The organism is Spongiibacter marinus, from assembly GCF_016906995.1.
In the GTDB taxonomy this organism is placed as follows: Bacteria; Pseudomonadota; Gammaproteobacteria; order Pseudomonadales; family Spongiibacteraceae; genus Spongiibacter; species Spongiibacter marinus.
On the sequence record NZ_JAFBBD010000001.1, the window covers coordinates 303,293 to 325,626 of the forward strand.

A 22,334-nucleotide genomic window follows, 5' to 3' on the forward strand; every position below is an offset into this window, starting at 1 on the left:
ACAAAAAAGGGCCCGAGGAACTGAATAGTTGCTCACCCGGACCCAAAACGGAGGAAACGAATTTACTCGCAGCGAGCTTGAATTTTTTGACCTGCAAAAACCTTTTCCACGAAAACCGACGAGTCATTGGTTGAACCATTCACAACACTACCGTGTGTCGCACGAGGGTAGAAATGCGACTCGACTGTGGTGCCCGCCGCGCACAAACTCTTCTTAAGAGCCATTTGCATACGCACCGGGGTACTCAAATCTTTACCACTGATTCCCATAAACACAGGAACATCTAGCTTGAGCGTCGCATACTCCATTCTTTTGAAGGCCGCCTGCAGAACCGCACCCGGGCTTTTCTTGAATGCCTTGTTGTAGGTGAGTGCCGCAGCATCCACCTTGTCACGCAAATCACCATAGCAAGTGTCGTTAACGGCTTTTGCCACTACTAACGCCGACGGCCGCACGTAGTCCTCAAGGCGAAATTCAGGATTGATCAACCCGAGCATGGATAGGGCCAGAAAGTTATAGGCCAACATCGGGTCGACCACATCCTTTGGGCGAGATGCCTGGACGGCAGCCAAACCCTCTGCAGAAAAATAGGGTGCCCCCGTCAGCACAGCACCCCGCACGTCGATTTCTGGCCCGTATTGCGGCGCGTAGCCCACTGTCGCGAGCGCCGCACCAGCACCCTGTGACTGACCGATAATCACAACGGACTTCGACACGGGGAAATTGGCGTTCTGCACAGCGCGGATAATATCGATGTTGCTGTATGCCGCCGGACGCGTAGCCAAATACGGATGAGTACCAGGGGTACCCAGACCTTGGTAATCGCTGGCAACAACGGCATAACCATTCGCCAACCAGAAATTTAGATAAGTATTATCGCGATCTCGACGACCGTTCCATGACGGCGCACATGCATCCGCGATACCCACCGTGCCATGAGCCCATGCAATAAGAGGCCATCCCCCTTTTGGCGCATCACCTTTCGGCAGGTAAAGCGCTCCGGAAACCACAATATCTTGCTCGCCAAAAAGCCCATCTTTCGATGAATACAAGAGTCGGAGATTTTCTCCAGCGCGCATCAATGACTGATGCTTGGCCAGCGGCTCCTGACGAAGCAGAACTCCCGCCTTGCCCGGATGTGCCCCTTTGTACAGATAAAAATCACTCAGGGCCATATCACCCAAGGGTGGAGCGATCGCTGGCGAAGCGGCATTCAGGGGCATTACCACACTGGCAAGTAAGACAAGCAGCATCCATCTATTAATTGCCCTGCGGGCTATGCGTAGTAATATCATCGTCGTCACCTTTGTTATGGCACAGCTATGTACACCAACCCGATAGCTGATTATTTCTTTGCAAGGGTATGCGTCGACGATAAATAGAACAATCGCAGAAAGCTGCAGGTTAGTAGCCCAATCGCTCACGAAGCGGTATCAAATAGCCATTCAGGGTCAGCCAAACACCTCGCACATGCGAGCAAGATGTTGGATTCCTACCCGTCGCGGTTATACTTGATCCAATGATGAATCTACTCACACGAGGCAATAAGTAGAACAGGTGGAAATATCAACCGTACCCGGGCAACACGTCCTAACATTGCTCGCACTCGCAGAGTCACGCGGATTGTCTCGGGATGACTTGCTCAGTGGCGCACAAATTCCCGCCAGCGTACTGGAAAGCAAAACTGCCCCTGTGCCACTGCGAAACTTTATCGCTCTGGCGAACACCTTGATGGTAGAGATGGACGATGAGAGCTGCGGAATGCTGCCGACGCCAGTAAAACCCGGTTCTTTCGTTCTATTGTGCCAAAGCTGCATGGACTGCAAAACTCTGGGACACTTTCTTCGTCGCCGCATTAAGACGCTGGCACTAATCAATAGCGACATTCAAATGGATCTCCGCCAAGACGGCGAAAATGCTTATTACGAGGTAAAAACACCAACGCAGAATAGGAGCTCTTTAGGTCAGCACATCACGATTATTTTGTTAGCGTTAGCTCATCGCGTTAGCTGCTGGACAATTCGTGACTATATCCCAATTAATTCCGTGGATATTATTGGGAAGAAAAACCGGCGAGCACGCGACTATGATTATTTACTGAATTTCTCCATTAATTATGAGCAGGAGAGAAATCAGCTTTGCTTCCCAGCCGAATATCTCGATCGCCCGATCTTGCAAGACCGAGAGAGCATGGAGCAATTTTTAAAAGCCCCAGCCTACTATCTGATGTCCGGCAGAGGTGTACGACACAGTCTTAACTACGAAATCAGAAAGCTACTGGAAGATAGCGCCGTCGGCGATTTTCCCAGCCTGGAAGACGTGGCAGAGCGCTTCAATCTTAGCGTTGCAACGCTGCGCCGACGCCTTCGCGAGGAAGGTACGACATACCAAGACCTAAAAGACGATATTCGTCGGGATTTCGCTATCAACGTCCTTCTCCGAGAAGGCAACGTAAAAGCAGCGGCCTACGCCTCGGGCTTCAGCGAACCGACATCTTTCTTCCGCGCCTTTAAGCGCTGGACCGGCACAACACCCAAAGCCTATATCTCCTAAGTCATACCCAACTACCCGGTATTACAATACTGGCTCGGCCCAAACAACAGCCTGTGACTGACGCTGCCAATTAGCAAAGTGCCCGCTATAGCGTTCTTCCAACTGGGCCCGCTTCACTTTTAAGGTTGGTGTTATCAGGCCTGCCTCCAGCGTCCATTCATCACCAACAATCACGATATGCGATATATTTTCATGCTTATCAAGTTTGCCGTTGGTGTCTGACAATGTCTGAAGTAAACGCTTGGCAAGTTCACGCATTCCGCCTTCCGTTTTGCTCAACTCTTTACTTTCTTCTGTCAACACAACCAATGCCAGAGGTTGCGGCATGTTCGCGCCGGTAACACATACGAGCTCTATATCATCACTTTGACTCAGCATGTCTTCAATTGGTGCTGGCGCAACATATTTCCCTTTGCTTGTTTTAAAAATTTCCTTAATACGACCAGTGATTCGAAGCCTGCCCTGCGCATCTATCTCACCGCGATCACCGGTACGAATAAAACCGTCATCATCAAATAGTTCTGCACTAAGCTCTGGCTCTTTGTAGTAACCGAGCGTCGCTGCGGGCGTCTTGACTAGAATTTCTCCTGACTCAGCAATACGACACTCAACACCCGTAGAGGGCGTGCCGACATAGCCAACGCGAGACTCGCCACTTCTGGTAGCGTGAGAAAAAGCAAAGTTTTCGCTCATGCCATATCCTTCCAGAATCTCAATGCCCAGTGAGCGATACCAATTTATCAGCGACGTTGATAGTGGCGCCGCACCACTTATTGCTATGCGCATGGCATCCATCCCCATGCCTTCCAAGACTTTTTTGCGGACGCGTTTACCGATAAATGGCAGCTTCAACAGTCGCTGTAAACGCTTATTAGGGATTTTTGCATTTACCTGCTGCTGAAACTTCTGCCATATTCTCGGCACGGCAAAAAAGAGTGTAGGCCGGGCGCGACGCAGGTCCTCACCAAACGTTGCAAGAGAGTATGAGAAAAACACACGATAGCCGTAATAAATATGGTTAACCTCCACCGAGGCTCTTTCGCCGACATGCGCCAAAGGCAAATAGGAAAGCTTGCGATCCTGTGTGCTGATGCCGTACATCTGCCCGGAGGCAGTGCCAACTGTTGCCAGGTTCTTAAACGAGTGCATGACTCCTTTAGGCATGCCCGTTGTACCCGAGGTGTAAATAATCGTTGCCAACTCATCAAGATCTGGTATTGGATTGTCCGCTATCGGCTCAAATTCCACCAATATGTCGTTCCAGCGTTTGCCGATATCATCAGGCACGGAAGACGCAAGCGGAAAACTAATTAGCTGAATATCTTCATCAATGCCAGTCGCGATCTCCGGCCACTTTTCTAGCTTGCCGGCAAACATCACTTTTGCACCGGAATGATCCAGTATCTGTCGAACACTTCCGCCCGTTAGCACAGGGTATATCGGCACAGAAATATGGCCCGCCATCCAGATAGCAAGATCAGCCATTATCCAGTTTGCACAGTTCGTCGACATCAATGCGATACGACTCCCGGCTTCCAGGTTAAGCGAGCGCAGGAACGCAGCAACACGCCGGGCCTGATCTGCGGTTTCACGCCACGAGTACTCCACGACCTCGTCAGCCGACACTGGCTGTATAAAACAGATATCAGTTGCCTGCTCGGCTTCGCGTTGGTAGAAAGCCTCTAATACAGAGAGAGTTCTTGGCTTATTGTTATCGCTCATATCCAAACATCCACTTTGCTATATGTCCGCGAGGGACGACTAATCACAGTCCTGTCAGTGAGCGCTGATTAGTCAGTTACTATTTCAAAGAACCTGCTTTCACCCTGAGTATGTATGCGTCCCTTAACACCAATAACCGCATCCATATCGAGAAGGCTCTGCAGAGTAATGTGATCATCAATATTGGCAATTGCGCGCAGTCCTGACGGCGTCTTAGCTACGACAATGCCGCGCTTGGGGCCATTGCGATCGAACGAAATGGTGTAGGTTTCTACAACCACCTCACCCTGATAGTCCTCACTTAGCTGAACTCGAGGCCCGCTATCCACTTCATTTTGCAGCGGTAGAGCATCGATAGCCTGCCACTCACCATCTTGCGGCGAGGATGAATAAACACCGACCGAATGCTTGGTCAAATACAGGCCATTTGCGGTAACCAACCCGTTTCTGGCTTCCCCTTCGCGTATCAGCCTCACCATTTCAGCTATGGCATGTAGCGAATAGTTATTACCAGGGCCACCAAAGAACGGCAGTCCGCCCGTTACGGTGACGCCACGCTCATCAAACGGTGATAAACCAATTTCATTACAGGCGATTTGTACAGCACTGGGGAAACAGCTGTATAAATCGAATCGATCGATAGAATCCAAAGCAATGTCGGCATGATCGAGCACTGCGCGAACGGCTTTACCCAGACCAGGAGAACGCGTTAAATCTTCTCGCTCCGTGATATTCCATATTTCATTAATATCCGTCCCTGCCCGGAGATATACCAACCGCGATGGGTCAATACCGATTTCAATCGCCTTGCCTGCAGTAGTCATTAGCACTGCCGAAGCCATATCCACCGCCAAGACGGCATTCATTAATTTGGTATAGGGAAATCCAATAATCCGATTCTCATCAGAAACCGTGGAAATTTGGTCTGCAGAATATCGCTCTTGCCGCCAGGCGTGAGGATTCCCCGCCGCAACGGCAGACATACGGCTGGACAGCTCTCCCAACAATTGCTGATGAACAGAGCGGCTATTTTTTTTACCATGCTGAAGCGCATTTTCAAACAGAGGGTAGGTGTTAATGGGTTCGTAGAGGCCGCATGCCTTTTCGGCTGCGCTCGTACCGTCGCGGTCACCGTCGCCGAGAATTTCGGGCAGAGTTTCACCATCTGCCCAATGCGCCAGCGAATCACCCGACTTCATCGCTGCAAAAAAAGTTGCAAACAGCTCAGCACCTTGAAGCAGCGCCATTGAACACTCCCCCCGGTGCAATCGCTCAGCCAAGCGGTTAACAATATACTGGGGCGAATTTCCTCCGATCGGCCCTGCCAACAACTGAGGGGCCGGAATGCTCAAACGCCGCGCAACCTCCAAGCCCGGATTGCGTGGAAACAACCCCGCTATTGCTGGATTGGTATCAGCAATAAATCGTACGCTTGCAATACAGTCTATATGCTGGCAAATATCGTCAACACCGCTATCGAGCATTGCTCGGCGCGAAACCTGTTCTAGCGCGTCTGTGGGGGTGCGACCTGCGTCGCAATCCCGCCACGTATGCTGACTAATGCCGATCAGAACCGGGCTTTTCGGGTCGATCATCGTCACAACACTCCTATCGATGACCGTGTTTTATAGCTGAAACTGACGCGCAGCAAGATCGCGCATGATTTCCTCAGAGCCACCGCCAATCGCATTTACGCGAACTTCGCGATAGATACGCTCTACACGGTTCCCGCGCATATAACCGATGCCACCCAATATTTGCATGGCTTCTCGCGCACAGAACTCCATGGTCTGGCTACACTGCACCTTTAGCAGAGCAATATCACCGAATACCGCCGTACCCGCTAACACCTCGCGTGTACAGTGCTGTATGTAGGCCTGACAACAATTTATTCTCTGCTTCATTTCAGCAATTTTATGACGAATTACTTGGTGGTCAGCCAAACGCTTGCCAAAGGTTTTCCGATCTTGCGCCCAGTTCACGGCTTCTTCAAGACACACTCGAGCACTTGCCTCTGCCATCACCGACATTGAAAGCCGCTCAGCATTGAAGTTATGCGCGATAACAAAGAATCCGGCATTCTCCTCTCCCAAGCGGTTAGCGATCGGCACCCGGACATTATCGAAGTAAATAGTTGCGGTATCGCTGCACCACCAACCCTGTTTTTTATCCAACGGTGTACGACTCACACCCTCAGCATCGGCGGGAATCACAAGCACTGAAATTCCACCAACGCCATCTCCGCCCGTACGAACGCCTGTCGTAAACCAATCAGCGCCCATACCACCAGATATGAAGGTCTTACTACCATTAACAATATAGTAATCACCATCGCGCACGGCGGTGGTTTTCAGGTTAGCAACATCGGAGCCGCCTGAGGGCTCAGTAATAGCCAGCGAGATGCGCTTTTTCCCAGCCAGAATTGGCGGAATCAGCTCACTCTTGATCTCACTACTGCCAAATGCCAGAACCGGCGGCAAGCCAATACCGTGAGATAGCAACGTACTCGGCAGCCCACCCAAGCTTGTTCTCGCCAGCTCTTCACTCAAAATATTTCTGTAGTGAATATCGATTCCTTCTGAGGTGCCACCGTATTCCTCGGGGTAACCCATCCCCATCATTCCTACGGCCGCCGCTTTTTCCCACAACTCCGGAGGCAATTCTCCCTGCTCATCCCAATCATCAACATTTGGCGTAATTTCTTTATCGATAAAGCGGCGCAAATGGTCGCGCCATGCCTCATGCTCTTCCGTTAAATCCGGATTTTTTAGCCTGCTTGAATCAAATGAAAGTGACATAACACAGTTCTCTTTAATTTTATGTTGTAGGGCAGATAACGTGTTAACAAGTTAATGGTGTAGCTCGAGGAATTCACTGGCACGGCGTTTCAGAATACTGTCTGCTCCGCTCAAAATGATATTGAGCCAGGCAGGGAGATAAGAAATCCAGCGCTAAGGTCACAACACTAACCGCCCCCATACCCGATGAAAGACACTTTAATTGGTGATCGGCTACCTGTACCGAAGGAACTCGTGAGCGCCAGAGCTATATCTATGAGCGGTGTCGCAATTGTCTGAGAACGGAACAGGCTCCTACTATGTAAACCGGTCATGGTATTTCGTTTACATGAAATGAGGCCGAAATAACAATAAGCACAGAACGAGGGAAGGGAAGATGACAGATCGGAAAATACCCCGACAGCCTGACGGCGACTATTCGTTAGCAGCTATAAAAGCACGACGTCAGTTCATTGAAGCGGCTAGCGGCGCATCGCTCCCCCATACTTCTGCCTTTTCCTTTGATCCAGAAACTGTATCAGGAAATTGCGAGAACCTTCTCGGCACCTGCCAGCTGCCCATCGGTGTTGCCGGCCCTTTACGAATTAATGGCGAGCACGCGTCAGGGGATTTCTTCATCCCCTTGGCAACCACTGAAGGCACGCTTGTTGCGAGCTTCAACCGCGGTATGAAAGCAATCACTGCAAGCGGCGGCATTACCACTACGGTCTTCGACGACTATATGCAGCGCGCACCGGCATTCAAGTTCAGAAGCGCCCGCGATGTAAAGCAGTTTCTTCTTTGGATGGAAACACACATCGAGGAAATTAAACGCGAGGCAGAGTCAACCAGCTCTGTAGCCAAACTGGCGTTTATTCAGAAATGGTCAATTCACAATATCCTGTATATGCGCTGGAATTTCTCGACGGGCGACGCTGCAGGTCAAAATATGGTTTCCCGCGCAACCGACCATGCTTGCCGCTGGATACTCAGCAATTACCCAGGCGAGATCGTATTCTATGCCTTCAGTGGCGGCTTAGACACCGACAAGAAGCACTCACATATCAATAATTTTAGTAGTCGCGGAAAACGCGTTGTTGCGGAGCTTGTCCTAAAAAAAGAGGTTATGGCAACGCTACTTCGAACAGACGCAAAAACGATACAACGTCTGCGAGATATATCTCATCAAGGCAGCTTGCTCGCGGGTGCGTCCTATACAGGCGGACAATCTGCCAACGCGATAGCGTCATTTTTCATTGCGACCGGGCAAGATGAAGCCAATGTTGTTGAGTCCCATGCAGGGCAAACATTTACCGAGGTAATGGAGAATGGCGACCTCTACTGGTCGTGGACGCTGCCCTCAATCATTGTCGCTAGCTATGGCGGTGGCACCTCACTTGCCACTCAGCGGGAATGTTTAGAAATGATGGATTGCTTCGGTAAAGGCAAAGCAAAAAAGCTAGCGGAAATCGCCGCCTCTGTGGTCGCCGCTGGAGATATCTCTATCGCAAATGCAATTGCGGCGGGTGAATTTGTCAATGCTCACGAAACCTACGGACGGAACAGGTAGCGCTTTCATCTACCTGCTCTTCATTTAATTCACTACGATTTACAAAGGTAAAAAATAATGAATAACTTCAAACGCAGTATTCTGTCGTCCGCGATTGCAGTTAGCTGTGTCACTGCCTATGCCAATGATGCAAAACCGTTAGCCGTTGAGGAGGTCGTTGTCACGGCACAAAAGCGCAGTCAGAGCCTTCAGGACGTACCTATCGCCGTGCAGGCCGTGACTGCAGACACGATGCGCCAAAACGGTATCAGCACGTTGAGCGACATGTCATCAATATCGCCAGGGTTCAAGATCGCCGATACACAGAGCACCTTCAAGGTATCTGCACTTCGGGGAGTCAACAGTTACGGCTTCGGCTTCGGTGTGGAAGAAAGTATTCCGTTCTATCTCGATGGCATATACCTTGGCAACGGCTTTGAAATGCTCGGTGACTTGCTCGATATACGCCAAGTAGAAGTGTTGAAAGGCCCCCAAGGCACACTATTCGGCCGCAACGCGTCAGGCGGTGCCGTAAACGTTATTACCAATAAACCCAGCGATGAACTTGAGGCAGAGGTTAGCCTTGGCGTTGGCAACTATGGCCTGCTAACACGCCGCGCCCTCGTCAACGTTCCCATTATCGACAACACCCTAATGGTGCGAGGCGGCATTTCCACTCGTGACCGAGATGGCTGGCAGACAAATGTAATCACTGGCAAGAAAGATGGATCAGGCCAGGATCGCATGTCTGGCTTTGTACGCGCTCTATGGGTCGCCGCCGATAGCCTGGAAGTAGAATATAGCCGCGACTGGTCTAAGCAAGATGACCACAGCGGTTACACCAGCGTCAATGCCATCAACCCCAGCTCTCCTATCTGGGCGGCGGTATGGTCCCAGGCTCATCCGGCAAGCTTCTACAATGAGAAAAACAACGACAATGCCAGTGGCAACGCCGGCTTTATCCTCCCCATCGGCGGCGGCCTCCCAGTAAGACCTGCAGCGGCGGCACCTGATATTGTTCAGAACCGGAAGATCACTGGCGACGCAGTGAAACTAACCTGGGATATCAACTCAGATCTTACACTGACATCAATCAGCTCACTTAGGGAAGTGGACGCCCGTGTTGGCAGTGATCTCGACGGCAGTAACCTCGGGCTTGCAAATTCATGGAAGACCGGCAGCACCAAAGAGATCAACCAGGAGCTTCGCCTGAATGGCATGACCGAAAGCTTAGATTGGCTTGTCGGTTTTAACTACTACAAACAAGACCGTGAAGAGTGGAACACCACCTATCTAAGCTCCCTAATCGGCCTAAACCGCATCGGGCCTGCCGGTGCCGCAAACAACGTAACCGAGTCCAGTGGCGGCGATAACGAAACAGAAAGCTACTCACTGTTCTCTGATGCCACATGGCATGTAACAGAGGCCCTCAATCTTACTGCGGGGATTCGCTACTCCTACGACAAGAAGACCTTTGACTACGCCGACCCACAGAACACCAGCTACAACAATGGCGGCATTCTCTACCCAAACCATTCACAGCTTGCCGACCCATCGGTAAGTTCATGGGACGACAACTGGAGTAATGTTTCCGGACGTATCGGTGCCGACTACGCGCTTGACGAAAATATCCTGTTGTACGCGACCATTAGTCAGGGTTACAAGTCCGGTGGTTTCAACACCCGCCTAACCGTAGAAGGCGATCCGGTAAACGGCTTCACCACACCAGACTTCGCCACAGACCCGTTTGATGAAGAAACTAACATCAATTACGAAGTGGGTATTAAATCCGACCTGTTTGATCGACGGTTACGATTCAACTCATCTATCTTCATGTACGTCTACAAGGATTTGCAGACCCTACTCGCCGACGGCAATTCGCCAGTTGCACGTACTGTAAACGCTGCAGAAGTAACCGGAAAAGGCTGGGAAACTGAACTTACCTACCTGGCCACTGAGCGCCTGACTATCAGCGCCAACGTATTGGCTTTGAATGCCGAGTACACCGAAGACGTGCGCGACGCGCAGGGCCTGCTTCGTATAGAAGAGGGCACCTCACGCACATGGTCGCCCGAGCTCGCGGCAACACTCTCTTTGGATTACTCGGTAGAAATGGCTGACATGGGCGAGCTTCGAGCCAATATGACCTACACCTACCAGGATGAGCACTATCAGCGACCAACGCAGGTCACAGACCCCTATTCTGATAGCGACAACGAACAAGAAGCCTACGGCTTGCTGAATGCGCGTGTGTCCTACTACAGCCCCGAGCGGAAATGGGAAGTCGGTGTATGGGGTAAGAACCTATTGGATGAGAGCTACCGCAGCTATATCAGCGCATCGGTAAATGCTGTTGCCGGCGTATTGACTACCCAGCGCGGCGAGCCCACAACCTTTGGTGTAGAAGCGATTTATCACTTCTAATCCACACCGGTATCGGTGACTGAAAAGGCTACTTGGCGACGTCAAGTAGCCTTTTTTATGCTCTCCGACTACATCAGCCAGCCGTCTGACCGCCATCAATGGCAAACGCGACACCGGTAACAAAGCGCGCCTCCTGCGACGCCAAATAGGCCACGGCGGCGGCAATTTCCTCGGGCTGACTCATTTCCAACAGGGGGAACATACGCCCCAAAAGCGCGGGGTCGGCCCCTTCCGGCATTTCAAATTTAGCACTCAGCGGCGTTTCCACCGCGCCGGGACAGACGGCATTCACGCGTACGCCCTTGCCCGAGAACTCCATTGCCAGCGACTTGCTTAACATCACTACCGCGCCCTTGGTTGCGCAATAGCCCGCGTTGTAGGCCAAGCCCTCCAGGCCCGCCGTCGACGCCATATTAACGATGTTCCCCCGGGTCTCCACCAAGTGGGGCATTGCCGCCTGGCACATGTAAAACACCCCGTTTAGATTGATCGCAACGATCCGCTGCCATTCCTCTGCGGTAATGTCAGCAAGGTTGCGACACAGCGATATGCCGGCAATATTGCACAGCACATCCAGCCGCCCGAAATCGATCATGCATTGGGCAACTGCTTGCTGGCAGCTGTCAATATTAGTCACGTCCAGCTCTTGGCACTGTACTCGGGCAGACGGCGGCATCAGGCTGAGCGTTTCCTCTAGACCGCTCATATTCACATCGCAGAGCATAACGCTTGCGCCCTCTTGCGCCAGCCGAATCGCCGTAGCGCGCCCGATACCCGACGCCGCGCCAGTAACCAGCGCAACACTACCCTTATGTCTTTGCATATAATTATTCTCCCTAACTCAGCACTCTGCCCTGTTAAATTCGCTGGGCCGGCGCCATGTCACCCGGCCCGAGCAACGCCAGCGCCAACATCAAATAAAACACGCCGCCTAGCGCCACTGCCAGCCAATTCCAACCCTGTATTTTATCATTCAGCTCTACAGGGGGTTGCTGAACAGCGTTGATACGGCTCATCGCGGCATTTGCCGGCAGCAGGGCACTAAAAGACAGTATCGCCAACAGGCCCACTGGCGCTTCAAATTGCGACAGCACCTGAAAGGCAAGATAGAGGAGCGCCCACGCGCCGGCGACAAGCGTGCTTGCTATGTACCATTCTTTAAGCTGGTCGCGCAAATGATCAAACAATACATAGGCCCACAGCGGCGCGAACACGGCTCGCCAAAATGGCATCATCTGTGCGCCGGTTTTTTCTTTCACGCGCTGCCAGTTTTTATAAAACCAAAACACCTCATACAGCCCCAGCGTGCACACCGACATGACAATGAACTTTGTCGTTGATACCGCAAAGTAACCGGGGAATTCTGCACCTTGATTGGCCGCTGACTCCTGCTCTAGCGACGAGGATTCTTCCATAATATATGATCCCTTTAAGTGTTCATCGCCGACCTTATCGACGGCCCTGCAGCCAATAAAGCTGACCCGCCAGTGCGCTCAACCAAAGTACCGCCACGCCGTAGTTAAGGCGCTGGTATACGCCAAAGTTTTCCCCTGACTCGATGGCTGCAGCCATGGGCCACAAGGTCAGAATTGCCAATGCGCAGCAAGCGGCTGACAGCACAGCCAGCCAGCGACACTGCAGCACGCGCCAGCTGAGGCTACCCCACAGTGCGCTCGCTATCAGTAAACTCAAAAACATCACCGCCCCAAAAAGATTGTGCAGCTGCTGATCAACAGAAGGAGACGGCGGATTACAACCCATGTCGCAGGAAAACAGGCCAGCTCCGATACTGGCCACGCCATGTACGCCTATGAGCACGGCGCTAAACTTTGCCAACCGGGAGTGAGGGAAGGTTTTGAAAACCGCATAGGCGAACATTAGAAACAGCCCGCCCAACGGGAAATTATTGATCAGTGGTGACAGCACATCGGTCGGCGCCCCAGTCGCGCCCAATTCACTCAGCGCTTGGTGGCGATGGCTATAGCCAGGGTAGAACGATGCGGCGAGCATCACCCCAACTAGCAGCCAAAGAGGAATTACAATACCGGCGATATATCCCAGCCGGCGCCAATCTTTCGCCATACACTCATTCCTTGGTGTCACCGCTGGCCATACAGGCTAGCGCGCCGCCGAAGCGCTGTGTGCTCCGGCGGCGCAGCGTGCATTACAGCTGACTGATGTCCCTTACAGCGCCTTTATCTGCACTGGTTGCCATTTTGGCATAGGCTTTGAGCGCTGCAGAAACCTTGCGCGGACGCTCTTTTAGTGGCTTCCAGGCCTCGCTGCCTTTGGCATCCATCGCCTTGCGGCGCTTAGCCAATTCAGCATCATCGAGCAGCACATTAATGGTGCGCGCAGGAATATCAATGCGAATGATATCGCCCTGCTCTACCAAACCAATGGCGCCGCCCGCTGCGGCCTCTGGTGAGGCGTGGCCGATCGACAAGCCAGATGTACCGCCCGAGAAGCGGCCATCGGTCAGCAGCGCACAGGCCTTGCCCAAGCCTTTCGACTTGATGTAGCTGGTGGGATACAACATCTCTTGCATACCCGGGCCACCTTTGGGGCCTTCATAGCGCACAATCACCACGTCACCGGCTTTTACACGGTCATTGAGGATGTCATCAACCGCATCTTCTTGGCTCTCGCAGATATGCGCCGGGCCTTCAAAGACCAGGATGCTTTCATCCACGCCCGAGGTTTTTACAACACAGCCGTCCTCGGCGATGTTGCCATGCAGCACCGCCAAACCACCTTCTTCCGAGAAAGCGTGCTCCAGCGAGCGAATGCAGCCATTTTCGCGGTCGGCATCCAGTGACGACCAGCGCGTGTCCTGGCTAAAGGCGGTTTGCGTCGGAATCCCTGCGGGGCCAGCCTTGTAAAAGGTTTTCACCGCGTCGTTGTCGGTCACCATGATGTCCCAGGTTTGCAGGGCCGAGGCCACACTGCTGGCATGCACGGTAGGCAGGCCGGTGTTGAGCAGGTCAGCGCGCGCCAACTCACCGAGAATACCCATAACACCGCCAGCGCGGTGCACGTCTTCCATATGGTAGAGCGGTGTATTCGGTGCAACCTTACAGAGCTGAGGCACGCGGCGAGACAATTCGTCGATGTCCTTCATGCCAAAGTCCAGCTCCGCTTCCTGAGCGGCGGCAAGCAAGTGAAGAATCGTGTTCGTTGAGCCGCCCATGGCAATATCGAGTGCCATCGCATTATTGAACGCCTCACGACTGGCAATGTTGCGCGGCAGTACGCTGTCGTCGTCCTCTTCGTAGTAGCGCTTGGCAAGCTCAACGATTCGGCGGCCGGCTTCCAGAAACAGTTTTTCGCGGTCGGCGTGAGTGGCCAGCAACGAGCCGTTACCCGGCAGCGACAGACCCAGCGCTTCGGTCAAGCAGTTCATGGAGTTCGCGGTAAACATCCCGGAACAGCTGCCACAGGTTGGGCAAGCTGAGCGCTCATATTCCGCCACGGTCTCATCGTCCGCATTTTCATCCACAGCAATCACCATGGCATCAACCAGATCCAGTTTGTTTTCCGACAGCTTGGTTTTTCCGGCCTCCATCGGGCCGCCAGAGACAAAGATAACCGGAATATTCAGACGCATCGCCGCCATCAACATTCCCGGAGTAATCTTGTCGCAGTTGGAAATACAGACAATGGCATCGGCGCAGTGGGCGTTGACCATGTACTCAACGGAGTCGGCGATGATGTCCCGGCTCGGCAGGCTATACAGCATGCCGTCGTGGCCCATGGCAATACCGTCATCTACAGCAATGGTATTGAACTCTTTTGCCACACCACCCGCTTTCTCAATTTCGCGGGCAACCAGTTGCCCCATGTCCTTGAGATGGACATGGCCCGGCACAAACTGGGTAAAGGAGTTGGCAACAGCGATGATGGGTTTATTAAAGTCATCATCTTTCATACCCGTGGCGCGCCACAGCGCTCGGGCACCTGCCATATTGCGGCCGGCGGTGGAGGTTTTGGAACGGTATGCAGGCATGCTGACCTCTTTGTTAAATCGACTCTCCATTTGAGCCAGCCAGTTTAACACAGCGCCGGGCACTCACCCTATGCCTGCACAGGACTATCCGCGACACAGCGAGCAGACTACACTGAGCACCATCAAAGCTCGGAAACTCGGCGAAGGTAAGGCAAAAACGTATGGAACAAGCGATAGACGCAGCACAGGGCATTTTACCTACCTGGCTTGGGCTCTGGGTGCCAGCGCTTGTTGCCCTGCTGCTGATCGTCATTGGCTGGCTGATTACCCGCAAGCTCTTCAGCGTTCAGAAAGAGCACGGCGCCGACATCCGCTACCGCGAGCAGGGCATGCGCCTGGTGTTTCGGCTGCTCGGCCTGGTTGCGCTGATAGCCACCTTACCCATGGACAGCGAATTACGCGGACAGCTGTTTTCGCTGGTCGGTCTGCTCGCCTCTGCGGCAATCGCGCTGTCGTCAACCTCGGTTATGGGCAACCTGATGGCGGGTTTTATGCTGCGCACCGTCAACAGCTTCAAAGCGGGCGACTACATAGAGTTTCGCAATGAATTGGGGCGGGTGAGCCAACTCGGCTTATTGCATGTGGAAATCCAAAACGAAACCAGCGAATTGGTCACCGTACCCAACCTGTTGCTGGTGCAGGAACCCTACAATGTGGTGCGCTCCTCTGGCACCGTGGTGTCGGCGGACGTATCGCTGGGTTACGACGTTGACCGCCGCGATATTGAGGCCGCACTGTTAAGTGCCCTCAATAAAGCCGAGCTGGAAAACGGCTTTGTGCAAATTCGCGAACTGGGCGATTTCTCGGTGCTCTACCGCGCCAGTGGATGGCTGAAAGAAGCCTCTCTGCTGGTTAGCACGCGCTCCAAATTACGCGGACGCATGCTCGATGCACTTCATGATGCCGGTATCGAAATCGTCTCGCCAAACTTTATGAACCAGCGCGTACTCAATGCCGACGAACCTATTATTCCGGTTAAGCGCCGCTATTACCGTGAGACTCACAACGATGGTCACGCCGAAGAGGTTTTATTTAATAAAGCGGAATTGAGCAGTGCCGTTACCGCACTGGAAAATAAAATTAACGCACTGAAAACCCAGCTGAAAAACGAGGAAGAGCCCCTGGAAGGCGAGGCCCGGGAAGCGGTGAAAGCCGAACTCGGCGCGCTTACAGAAGAGCTCGAAGCCGCTCGCCTGCTGGCAAAAAATGAAGCGGAGAAAGATCGCGGCACTGCCAGCGAGGAGGAATAATCAGGCGTCGCGACGCTGCTGCGCCAGCCAGTCATTGATCGCCAGGCCAGTCCCCATATCCCACCCTTTAAGCTGCTCAACAGGAATGATTTTATAGTCGTCCAACTCGTGATTCAGGCGAATCTCTCCGGCCGCTTTCACATGGTAGGCGATGATCACTTGGTTTTGCTGAGCAAAGGGGTAAACCCCCACTAAATCAGTTTCCAGGGCGTGCAGATTAAGCTCTTCCATGGTTTCGCGGCGAGCGCACTCCAGAGGGTCTTCGCCCGCCTCAAGAAAGCCCGTAATAATTGAGTAGAAAGCTTTGGGCCATGCCACATTGTGTGCCAGGACCACGCCGCCGTCCACTTCGACAATCATCGCCACAACGGGCACCGGGTTGTTGAAATGGACGTAGCCGCAGCCCCTGTCCGGGCAGCCACTGCGAATTTCGTTGTCCACCAAAACATCGCCCATAGGACTGGCGCACTGCGGGCAGTAATTCATGGTTTTTTCCTTAAACGATGGGGCGGGGTGAAAGCCCCGACGCCACGATAATTATTCACGATAAACTATTTAGGTAGCGCACGGCGCAGTAGGAAATAACCCAACACACCGGACATCAACGAGCCGACAATAATCCCCAAGCGTTCGTCAAACAGTTGGTTTACCCCGGTCTCCTCGAAGGCGAGCGACCCGATAAATAAACTCATGGTAAAGCCGATACCGCACAGTGCTGCCGTACCGTACAAGCTCATGGTATTCATACCTGAGGGCATCTCGGCCAAACGCAGTTTTATGGCCAGGTAGCACAACCCGAATATACCTATCTGCTTACCCAGGAATAAGCCTGCGGCAATACCCATTGGCACGCCGTGCATCAATTGCTCAACGCCCACACCGCTTAGATTGATACCGGCATTGGCAAAGGCGAACACCGGTAGCACAAAAAACGCCACCACCGAGTGCAGGTCGTGCTCCAGACTTTTTAATGGCGATGGATTATCCGGGTCGTTACTGCGCAGGGGAATGAACATCGCCATCACTACCCCGGCCAGGGTGGCGTGCACCCCCGACTTCAACAAAGCCACCCACATAATGGTACCAAGCAGTATGTATGGACTGTTGGCACTCACGCCGCGGCGATTGAGAACAATTAATGCGGGAATACAGCTAGCGGCAATCACCAGCGCCGCAATGGAAATATTGGCGGTATAAAACACCGCGATGATAACAATCGCCCCGATATCATCAAAAATTGCCAGCGAGGTTAGAAAGATCTTTAAGCTCACCGGCACCCGTGAGCCCAGCAGGCTTAAGACGCCCAGCGCGAAAGCAATGTCTGTTGCGGCGGGGATCGCCCACCCCTGCATGGCAACAGGGTTTCCAGCATTAAAATAGGTATAAAACAGCGCCGGTACCGCCATACCACCGACGGCCCCGATACCCGGCAATATAATATTGCGGGGGTCAGACAACTCGCCCTCAACAAGTTCGCGCTTTAACTCCAAACCCACCAGGAAAAAGAACACAGCCATCAGGCCGTCGTTAATCCACAATAACAGCGGTTTGGCTATTTCCAGCGCGCCGACGCGGACTTCTACGGGTGTGGTAAGGAGTAATTCGTAATAGGGGGAGAGGGCTGTGTTGGCAAAGATGATTGCCAACAAGGCAGAAAACATGAGTAGCAATCCGCCGGAGGACTCTTGTTTAAAGAAATTAACGATAAATGAACCGTTGGTATTCGCCATAAGTCTCCTTCTGAAAGGGCGTAGTCGCGGAGTGTTGACACCCCATAAACAAAACACTCGACGCTAATATTGCATCAGCCGTCGCCCGCTGTCAGCAAAAACCGGCACTCGCCCCCAGCGAACACTCAGCGACATCGCACCAAGCCGTCATGGATTGCTATGTGCCGGGAAAGGCGATTTTCGACGAAAATTGACTGTGTAGATGACCGACTAGCCCTCAAGGAATTCACTGAGGATGCTATCGATAAAGGCGAAGCCGCGCTCGCTACAGGCGATACGCTGAGGATCGTCAATTAACAGGCCGCGAGCCTGCAGGCGCTCGAGGGTCGGCGCAATAGCCGCAAGAGGCAGGCCGGTGCGCTGTGAGTAAAGCGCACTCTCAACACCCCCGCGCAGGCGCAGTGCATTCATCATAAACTCAAACGGCAAGTCCGCATCGATAACGCCTTGCGATTGACTGGTTCGCGACGGAGAGCGGCTCAAATAGTCCTCTGGCTTGCGGGTTTTTTGGTAGCGTCGCACGCCGCTAGCCAAAGTCACTTTGCCGTGAGCACCAGCGCCCAGCGCCAAATAGTCGCCAAAGCGCCAATAGTTTAGATTGTGGCGAGCGCGGCGACCGTCGCGGGCGAAGGCCGACACTTCATAGCGCGTCAGGCCAGCGTCTGACAGCAGCGCAAAGCCAGCTCGCTGCATGGTCATTAATGCGCTCTCTTGGGGTAGCTCGGGCGGGCGCTTGTAGAATTCTGTATTCGCCTCGATGGTGAGCTGATACCAGCTGATATGTGGCGCGCCGCTGTCGATCGCGATGCGCAGATCATTGAGTGCATCGGCTTCAGTCTGGTCACTTAGCCCGTGCATCAGATCAATATTGAAGTTGTCGTAACCCGCGTCGCGCGCGCTGGCAATGGCCGCCAGGGCGTCGCCGGCGCTGTGAATGCGGCCGAGCTTTTCCAGCTGCTCGGCATCAAAACTTTGCACCCCAATCGACAAGCGGTTGATACCCAGCTCGCGATAGGCGGCAAAGCGACCCTGCTCAAGCGTGCCGGGGTTCGCTTCAAGGGTAATTTCAATATCGCGGGAGAATCTCAGGCGCTGGCGCAGGCCCTCAAAGAGTTGCGCATACGCGTTGGCCGAGAATAGACTGGGCGTACCGCCGCCGATAAAGATAGAGGCCAACTCACGGCCCTGAATGTAGTCGAGGTCTTGATCGAGGTCTTCGAGCATGGCGGCAATGTATGCCGCCTCCGGCAGGTCGCCACGCTGGGCGTGGGAGTTAAAGTCGCAGTAGGGGCACTTCCGCACACACCAGGGAATATGAATATACAGCGACAGAGGCGGCAGCTGCGCCCCGACGCTACTCATTCCAGGCCCAGCTCCGACCAAATATCGTCGACTTTCTTCACCACGTCGGGGTCCTTAACAATTGGTCGACCCCACTCCCTGTCAGTTTCGCCCTGCCATTTATTCGTGGCGTCCATACCCATTTTAGAGCCGAGGCCAGAGACCGGCGAGGCGAAATCCAGATAGTCGATCGGTGTATGCTCTACCATCACCGTATCGCGCTGTGGATCCATGCGGGTGGTGATCGCCCAAATCACATCGTTCCAGTCACGGGCGTTGACATCGTCATCGCAGACAATGACAAACTTGGTGTACATAAACTGGCGCAGGAACGACCAAACACCAAACATCACGCGCTTGGCGTGTCCCGGATACTGCTTTTTAATCGTGACCACCGCCATGCGATAGGAGCAGCCCTCCGGCGGCAGATAGAAATCGACAATTTCCGGGAACTGCCGGCGCAGCAAGGGCACCAATACCTCGTTCAAGGCGACACCCAGCACCGCTGGTTCATCAGGCGGGCGCCCGGTGTAGGTGCTGTGATAAATCGGGTTTTCACGGTGGCTAATATGCGTCACGGTGAACACAGGGAAGCGGTCGACTTCGTTGTAATAACCGGTGTGATCGCCATAGGGGCCTTCGTCGGCCATCTCTTCCGGGTCGATGTAACCTTCGAGGATAAACTCACAATTGGCGGGCACCTGCAGGTCGTTGCTGAGGCTCTTCACCAACTCGGTTTTTTCACCGCGCAGCAAACCGGCAAAGGCGTATTCGCTGAGTGTGTCGGGCACCGGCGTCACCGCGCCAAGGGTCGTCGCGGGGTCGGCCCCCAGCGCAACAGAAACGGGAAAACGCTCACCCGGGTGCTGCTGTTTGAACTCCTGAAAATCCAGTGCGCCGCCGCGGTGAGATAACCAACGCATAATCAGCTTGTTTTTGCCGATCACCTGCATGCGATAAATGCCCAGATTTTGTCGCTCTTTGTTGGGACCGCGGGTAATGACCAGCGGCCAGGTAATCAGCGGCGCGGCGTCTTCCGGCCAGCAGGTTTGAATAGGCAGCAAGTGTAAGTTGACGGCGTCGCCCTGAATCACCTTTTGCTGGCACACCGCCTTGGACACCATCTTCGGGCCCATATTGAGCACTTGCTTGAAGATCGGCAGCTTACTCCAGGCATCGCGCAGACCTTTCGGGGGATCAGGCTGGCGTAAAAATGCCAACAGCTCGCCCACCTCTTGCAGCGCCTCGATATCTTTTTGGCCCATCCCCATGGCCACACGCTTTTCAGTGCCGAATAAATTTGCCAGCACCGGTACGGAGTAACCCTTGGGGTTTTCAAACAGCAATGCCGGTCCACCTGCTCGCAATACGCGGTCGCAGATTTCGGTCATTTCAAGGTTGGGGTCTACAGGATAGCTAATACGCTTCAACTCGCCTTGCTGCTCAAGGTAGTTGAGAAAATCGCGGAGGTCTTTGTGCTTCATAATCCGGTGTCCGATATCCGGCGCCCGGCGGGCGGGGTCGGGGTTTCGCCACTGCGGCGAAACCCCGACAGCGGCCTTATTTACGCTTCATTGAATCGAAAAATTCAGCGTTGGTTTTGGTGTCTTTCAGTTTGTCGATCAGGAATTCGATCGCCGGCGTGTCTTCCATACCGTGCAACAGTTTGCGCAGAATCCACATACGCTGCAGCTCGTCTTCGCTGGTTAGCAGCTCTTCGCGGCGGGTGCCGGAGCGGCGAATATTGATCGCGGGGTAAACGCGCTTCTCGGCAATCTTACGATCCAGATGCAGTTCGTTGTTGCCCGTGCCTTTGAATTCCTCGTAGATGACCTCGTCCATCTTCGAGCCGGTGTCGATCAGTGCGGTCGCGATAATGGACAAGCTGCCGCCTTCCTCAACGTTACGCGCCGCACCAAAGAAACGCTTTGGGCGCTCCAGTGCATGAGCGTCAACACCACCGGTCAACACTTTGCCCGAGCTCGGTACGATCGTGTTGTAGGCGCGAGCCAGGCGGGTAATTGAGTCCAGCAGAACCACAACATCCTTCTTGTGCTCTACGAGGCGCTTGGCCTTTTCGATGACCATCTCCGCCACCTGCACGTGACGCGCCGGCGGCTCGTCGAAGGTCGACGCCACCACTTCAGCCCCGCGAGCACCCACCGAGCGCTGCATCTCGGTTACTTCTTCCGGACGCTCGTCGATCAGCAATACAATGACGTAGCACTCGGGGTTGTTGCGGATAATACTCTGCGCGATGTTCTGCAACATCAGCGTTTTACCGGCCTTTGGCGGCGCCACAATCAAGCCGCGTTGTCCCTTACCAATGGGCGCAGCCAGGTCGATAATACGACCGGTTAAGTCTTCAGTAGAGCCGTTACCCAGCTCTAAGGTTAGGCGCTCATTGGGAAACAGAGGCGTGAGGTTTTCAAACAGAACTTTGTTCTTGGACTGCTCTGGACGCGTGAAGTTAACCTCATCAACCTTCAACAGAGCAAAATAGCGCTCACCTTCTTTCGGCGGCCGAATCTTACCGGCAATGCTGTCGCCCGTGCGCAGATTGAAGCGACGAATCTGGCTGGGTGATACGTAGATATCGTCAGGGCCAGCGAGGTAAGAACAGTCGGCGCTGCGCAGGAAACCAAAGCCGTCTTGCAAGATCTCCAGTACACCATCGCCGTGAATGTCTTCACCACTTTTAGCGTGACGCTTCAGAATCGAGAAAATGATGTCTTGTTTGCGAGAGCGGGCAATATTGTCGAGGCCGATCTCTTTGGCGATGTCGAGCAGTTCTTGGGCGGACTTAGTTTTTAGGTCAGTAAGGTTCATAGGTTTTGGGTTGTTGGCTTCGATTTGATAAGGCTTGGACGATACGCAGGAACGGCAAAGTCGCGGCCGGCGCGTGCTCGACGTATTAAGCAGATATGAAAAAAATTAAGGTGTTATTTTTGAATATTTTGGGGATTGGTCGAACTCTATCAC

The 22,334-nt window shown here is 53.4% G+C and carries 17 protein-coding genes; 4 read left to right on the forward strand and 13 right to left on the reverse strand.

The window, feature by feature from the left end:
* Nucleotides 1-62: 62 nt before the first annotated feature.
* Entirely contained in the window at nucleotides 63-1,295 is a 1,233-nt protein-coding gene (locus HNR64_RS01450; protein ID WP_204994839.1) for an alpha/beta fold hydrolase, read from the reverse strand.
* Between the two features lie 328 nt (nucleotides 1,296-1,623).
* On the opposite strand from HNR64_RS01450, the gene HNR64_RS01455 reads away from it, so the two are divergent.
* Nucleotides 1,624-2,553 carry an AraC family transcriptional regulator gene (locus tag HNR64_RS01455; protein ID WP_204994840.1) on the forward strand — a complete coding sequence of 310 codons (930 nt, stop codon included), beginning with the start codon at nucleotides 1,624-1,626 and terminating at the stop codon, nucleotides 2,551-2,553.
* Nucleotides 2,554-2,574: 21 nt separating this feature from the next.
* On the opposite strand, the gene HNR64_RS01460 is transcribed toward HNR64_RS01455, so the two are convergent.
* From HNR64_RS01460 to HNR64_RS01470, 3 genes are all read right to left on the reverse strand, one after another.
* Entirely contained in the window at nucleotides 2,575-4,275 is a 1,701-nt protein-coding gene (locus HNR64_RS01460) for an AMP-binding protein (RefSeq protein WP_204994841.1), read from the reverse strand.
* A 68-nt stretch (nucleotides 4,276-4,343) separates the two neighbouring features.
* On the reverse strand, nucleotides 4,344-5,522 hold the full coding sequence (locus tag HNR64_RS01465; protein ID WP_204994842.1) for an acetyl-CoA acetyltransferase: 1,179 nt from the start codon (nucleotides 5,520-5,522) through the stop codon (nucleotides 4,344-4,346).
* A gap of 378 nt (nucleotides 5,523-5,900) precedes the next feature.
* On the reverse strand, nucleotides 5,901-7,073 hold the full coding sequence (locus HNR64_RS01470; RefSeq protein WP_204994843.1) for an acyl-CoA dehydrogenase family protein: 1,173 nt from the start codon (nucleotides 7,071-7,073) through the stop codon (nucleotides 5,901-5,903).
* 376 nt (nucleotides 7,074-7,449) lie between these two features.
* Here HNR64_RS01470 and HNR64_RS01475 point away from each other — a divergent pair, with 376 nt between their 5' ends.
* The gene (locus tag HNR64_RS01475; protein WP_204994844.1) at nucleotides 7,450-8,622 is read left to right on the forward strand and encodes a hydroxymethylglutaryl-CoA reductase; all 1,173 of its coding nucleotides are present in this window, start codon (nucleotides 7,450-7,452) and stop codon (nucleotides 8,620-8,622) included.
* Nucleotides 8,623-8,679: 57 nt separating this feature from the next.
* The gene (locus tag HNR64_RS01480) at nucleotides 8,680-11,025 is read left to right on the forward strand and encodes a TonB-dependent receptor (RefSeq protein ID WP_204994845.1); all 2,346 of its coding nucleotides are present in this window, start codon (nucleotides 8,680-8,682) and stop codon (nucleotides 11,023-11,025) included.
* A 73-nt stretch (nucleotides 11,026-11,098) separates the two neighbouring features.
* On the opposite strand, the gene HNR64_RS01485 is transcribed toward HNR64_RS01480, so the two are convergent.
* From HNR64_RS01485 to ilvD, 4 genes are all read right to left on the reverse strand, one after another.
* Nucleotides 11,099-11,848, reverse strand: coding sequence for an SDR family NAD(P)-dependent oxidoreductase (locus HNR64_RS01485; RefSeq protein ID WP_027873323.1), 750 nt, complete (start codon nucleotides 11,846-11,848; stop codon nucleotides 11,099-11,101).
* 34 nt (nucleotides 11,849-11,882) lie between these two features.
* Nucleotides 11,883-12,440, reverse strand: a complete 558-nt coding sequence (locus HNR64_RS01490) for a hypothetical protein (RefSeq protein ID WP_204994846.1) — start codon at nucleotides 12,438-12,440, stop codon at nucleotides 11,883-11,885.
* Between the two features lie 34 nt (nucleotides 12,441-12,474).
* Nucleotides 12,475-13,107, reverse strand: coding sequence for a DUF998 domain-containing protein (locus HNR64_RS01495; protein ID WP_204994847.1), 633 nt, complete (start codon nucleotides 13,105-13,107; stop codon nucleotides 12,475-12,477).
* Nucleotides 13,108-13,189: 82 nt separating this feature from the next.
* On the reverse strand, nucleotides 13,190-15,031 hold the full coding sequence (gene ilvD, locus HNR64_RS01500) for a dihydroxy-acid dehydratase (protein WP_204994848.1): 1,842 nt from the start codon (nucleotides 15,029-15,031) through the stop codon (nucleotides 13,190-13,192).
* 161 nt (nucleotides 15,032-15,192) lie between these two features.
* Between ilvD and HNR64_RS01505 the strand changes: the two genes are divergently transcribed.
* Nucleotides 15,193-16,281, forward strand: a complete 1,089-nt coding sequence (locus HNR64_RS01505) for a mechanosensitive ion channel family protein (RefSeq protein ID WP_204994849.1) — start codon at nucleotides 15,193-15,195, stop codon at nucleotides 16,279-16,281.
* On the opposite strand, the gene HNR64_RS01510 is transcribed toward HNR64_RS01505, so the two are convergent.
* The 5 genes from HNR64_RS01510 to rho all read right to left on the reverse strand — a co-directional run bounded on the left by HNR64_RS01510 (nucleotide 16,282) and on the right by rho (nucleotide 22,181).
* Complete coding sequence (locus tag HNR64_RS01510) at nucleotides 16,282-16,767, reverse strand: NUDIX domain-containing protein (RefSeq protein WP_204994850.1); 486 nt, start codon at nucleotides 16,765-16,767, stop codon at nucleotides 16,282-16,284.
* A 65-nt stretch (nucleotides 16,768-16,832) separates the two neighbouring features.
* On the reverse strand, nucleotides 16,833-18,011 hold the full coding sequence (gene nhaA / locus HNR64_RS01515; protein WP_204994851.1) for a Na+/H+ antiporter NhaA: 1,179 nt from the start codon (nucleotides 18,009-18,011) through the stop codon (nucleotides 16,833-16,835).
* A gap of 210 nt (nucleotides 18,012-18,221) precedes the next feature.
* Nucleotides 18,222-19,373: a radical SAM family heme chaperone HemW gene (gene hemW / locus HNR64_RS01520; protein WP_204994852.1), complete on the reverse strand. Its 1,152-nt coding sequence runs from the start codon at nucleotides 19,371-19,373 to the stop codon at nucleotides 18,222-18,224.
* The gene (ubiD, locus tag HNR64_RS01525; protein WP_027873330.1) at nucleotides 19,370-20,836 is read right to left on the reverse strand and encodes a 4-hydroxy-3-polyprenylbenzoate decarboxylase; all 1,467 of its coding nucleotides are present in this window, start codon (nucleotides 20,834-20,836) and stop codon (nucleotides 19,370-19,372) included. The genes hemW and ubiD overlap by 4 nt, the downstream gene beginning before the upstream one ends.
* Before the next feature lie 76 nt (nucleotides 20,837-20,912).
* Nucleotides 20,913-22,181, reverse strand: coding sequence for a transcription termination factor Rho (gene rho, locus HNR64_RS01530; RefSeq protein ID WP_027873331.1), 1,269 nt, complete (start codon nucleotides 22,179-22,181; stop codon nucleotides 20,913-20,915).
* Nucleotides 22,182-22,334 lie beyond the last annotated feature (153 nt).

Excerpts from the sequence above, each read along its gene's own strand:
- HNR64_RS01450 (WP_204994839.1), bottom strand. The coding sequence starts at position 1,295 with ATGATATTACTACGCATAGCCCGCAGGGCAATTAATAGATGGATGCTG.
- HNR64_RS01460 (WP_204994841.1), bottom strand. The coding sequence starts at position 4,275 with ATGAGCGATAACAATAAGCCAAGAACTCTCTCTGTATTAGAGGCTTTC.
- HNR64_RS01465 (WP_204994842.1), bottom strand. The coding sequence starts at position 5,522 with ATGGCGCTGCTTCAAGGTGCTGAGCTGTTTGCAACTTTTTTTGCAGCG.
- HNR64_RS01470 (WP_204994843.1), bottom strand. The coding sequence starts at position 7,073 with ATGTCACTTTCATTTGATTCAAGCAGGCTAAAAAATCCGGATTTAACG.
- HNR64_RS01475 (WP_204994844.1), top strand. The coding sequence starts at position 7,450 with ATGACAGATCGGAAAATACCCCGACAGCCTGACGGCGACTATTCGTTA.
- HNR64_RS01480 (WP_204994845.1), top strand. The coding sequence starts at position 8,680 with ATGAATAACTTCAAACGCAGTATTCTGTCGTCCGCGATTGCAGTTAGC.
- HNR64_RS01485 (WP_027873323.1), bottom strand. The coding sequence starts at position 11,848 with ATGCAAAGACATAAGGGTAGTGTTGCGCTGGTTACTGGCGCGGCGTCG.
- HNR64_RS01490 (WP_204994846.1), bottom strand. The coding sequence starts at position 12,440 with ATGGAAGAATCCTCGTCGCTAGAGCAGGAGTCAGCGGCCAATCAAGGT.
- HNR64_RS01495 (WP_204994847.1), bottom strand. The coding sequence starts at position 13,107 with ATGGCGAAAGATTGGCGCCGGCTGGGATATATCGCCGGTATTGTAATT.
- ilvD (WP_204994848.1), bottom strand. The coding sequence starts at position 15,031 with ATGCCTGCATACCGTTCCAAAACCTCCACCGCCGGCCGCAATATGGCA.
- HNR64_RS01505 (WP_204994849.1), top strand. The coding sequence starts at position 15,193 with ATGGAACAAGCGATAGACGCAGCACAGGGCATTTTACCTACCTGGCTT.
- HNR64_RS01510 (WP_204994850.1), bottom strand. The coding sequence starts at position 16,767 with ATGAATTACTGCCCGCAGTGCGCCAGTCCTATGGGCGATGTTTTGGTG.
- nhaA (WP_204994851.1), bottom strand. The coding sequence starts at position 18,011 with ATGGCGAATACCAACGGTTCATTTATCGTTAATTTCTTTAAACAAGAG.
- hemW (WP_204994852.1), bottom strand. The coding sequence starts at position 19,373 with ATGAGTAGCGTCGGGGCGCAGCTGCCGCCTCTGTCGCTGTATATTCAT.
- ubiD (WP_027873330.1), bottom strand. The coding sequence starts at position 20,836 with ATGAAGCACAAAGACCTCCGCGATTTTCTCAACTACCTTGAGCAGCAA.
- rho (WP_027873331.1), bottom strand. The coding sequence starts at position 22,181 with ATGAACCTTACTGACCTAAAAACTAAGTCCGCCCAAGAACTGCTCGAC.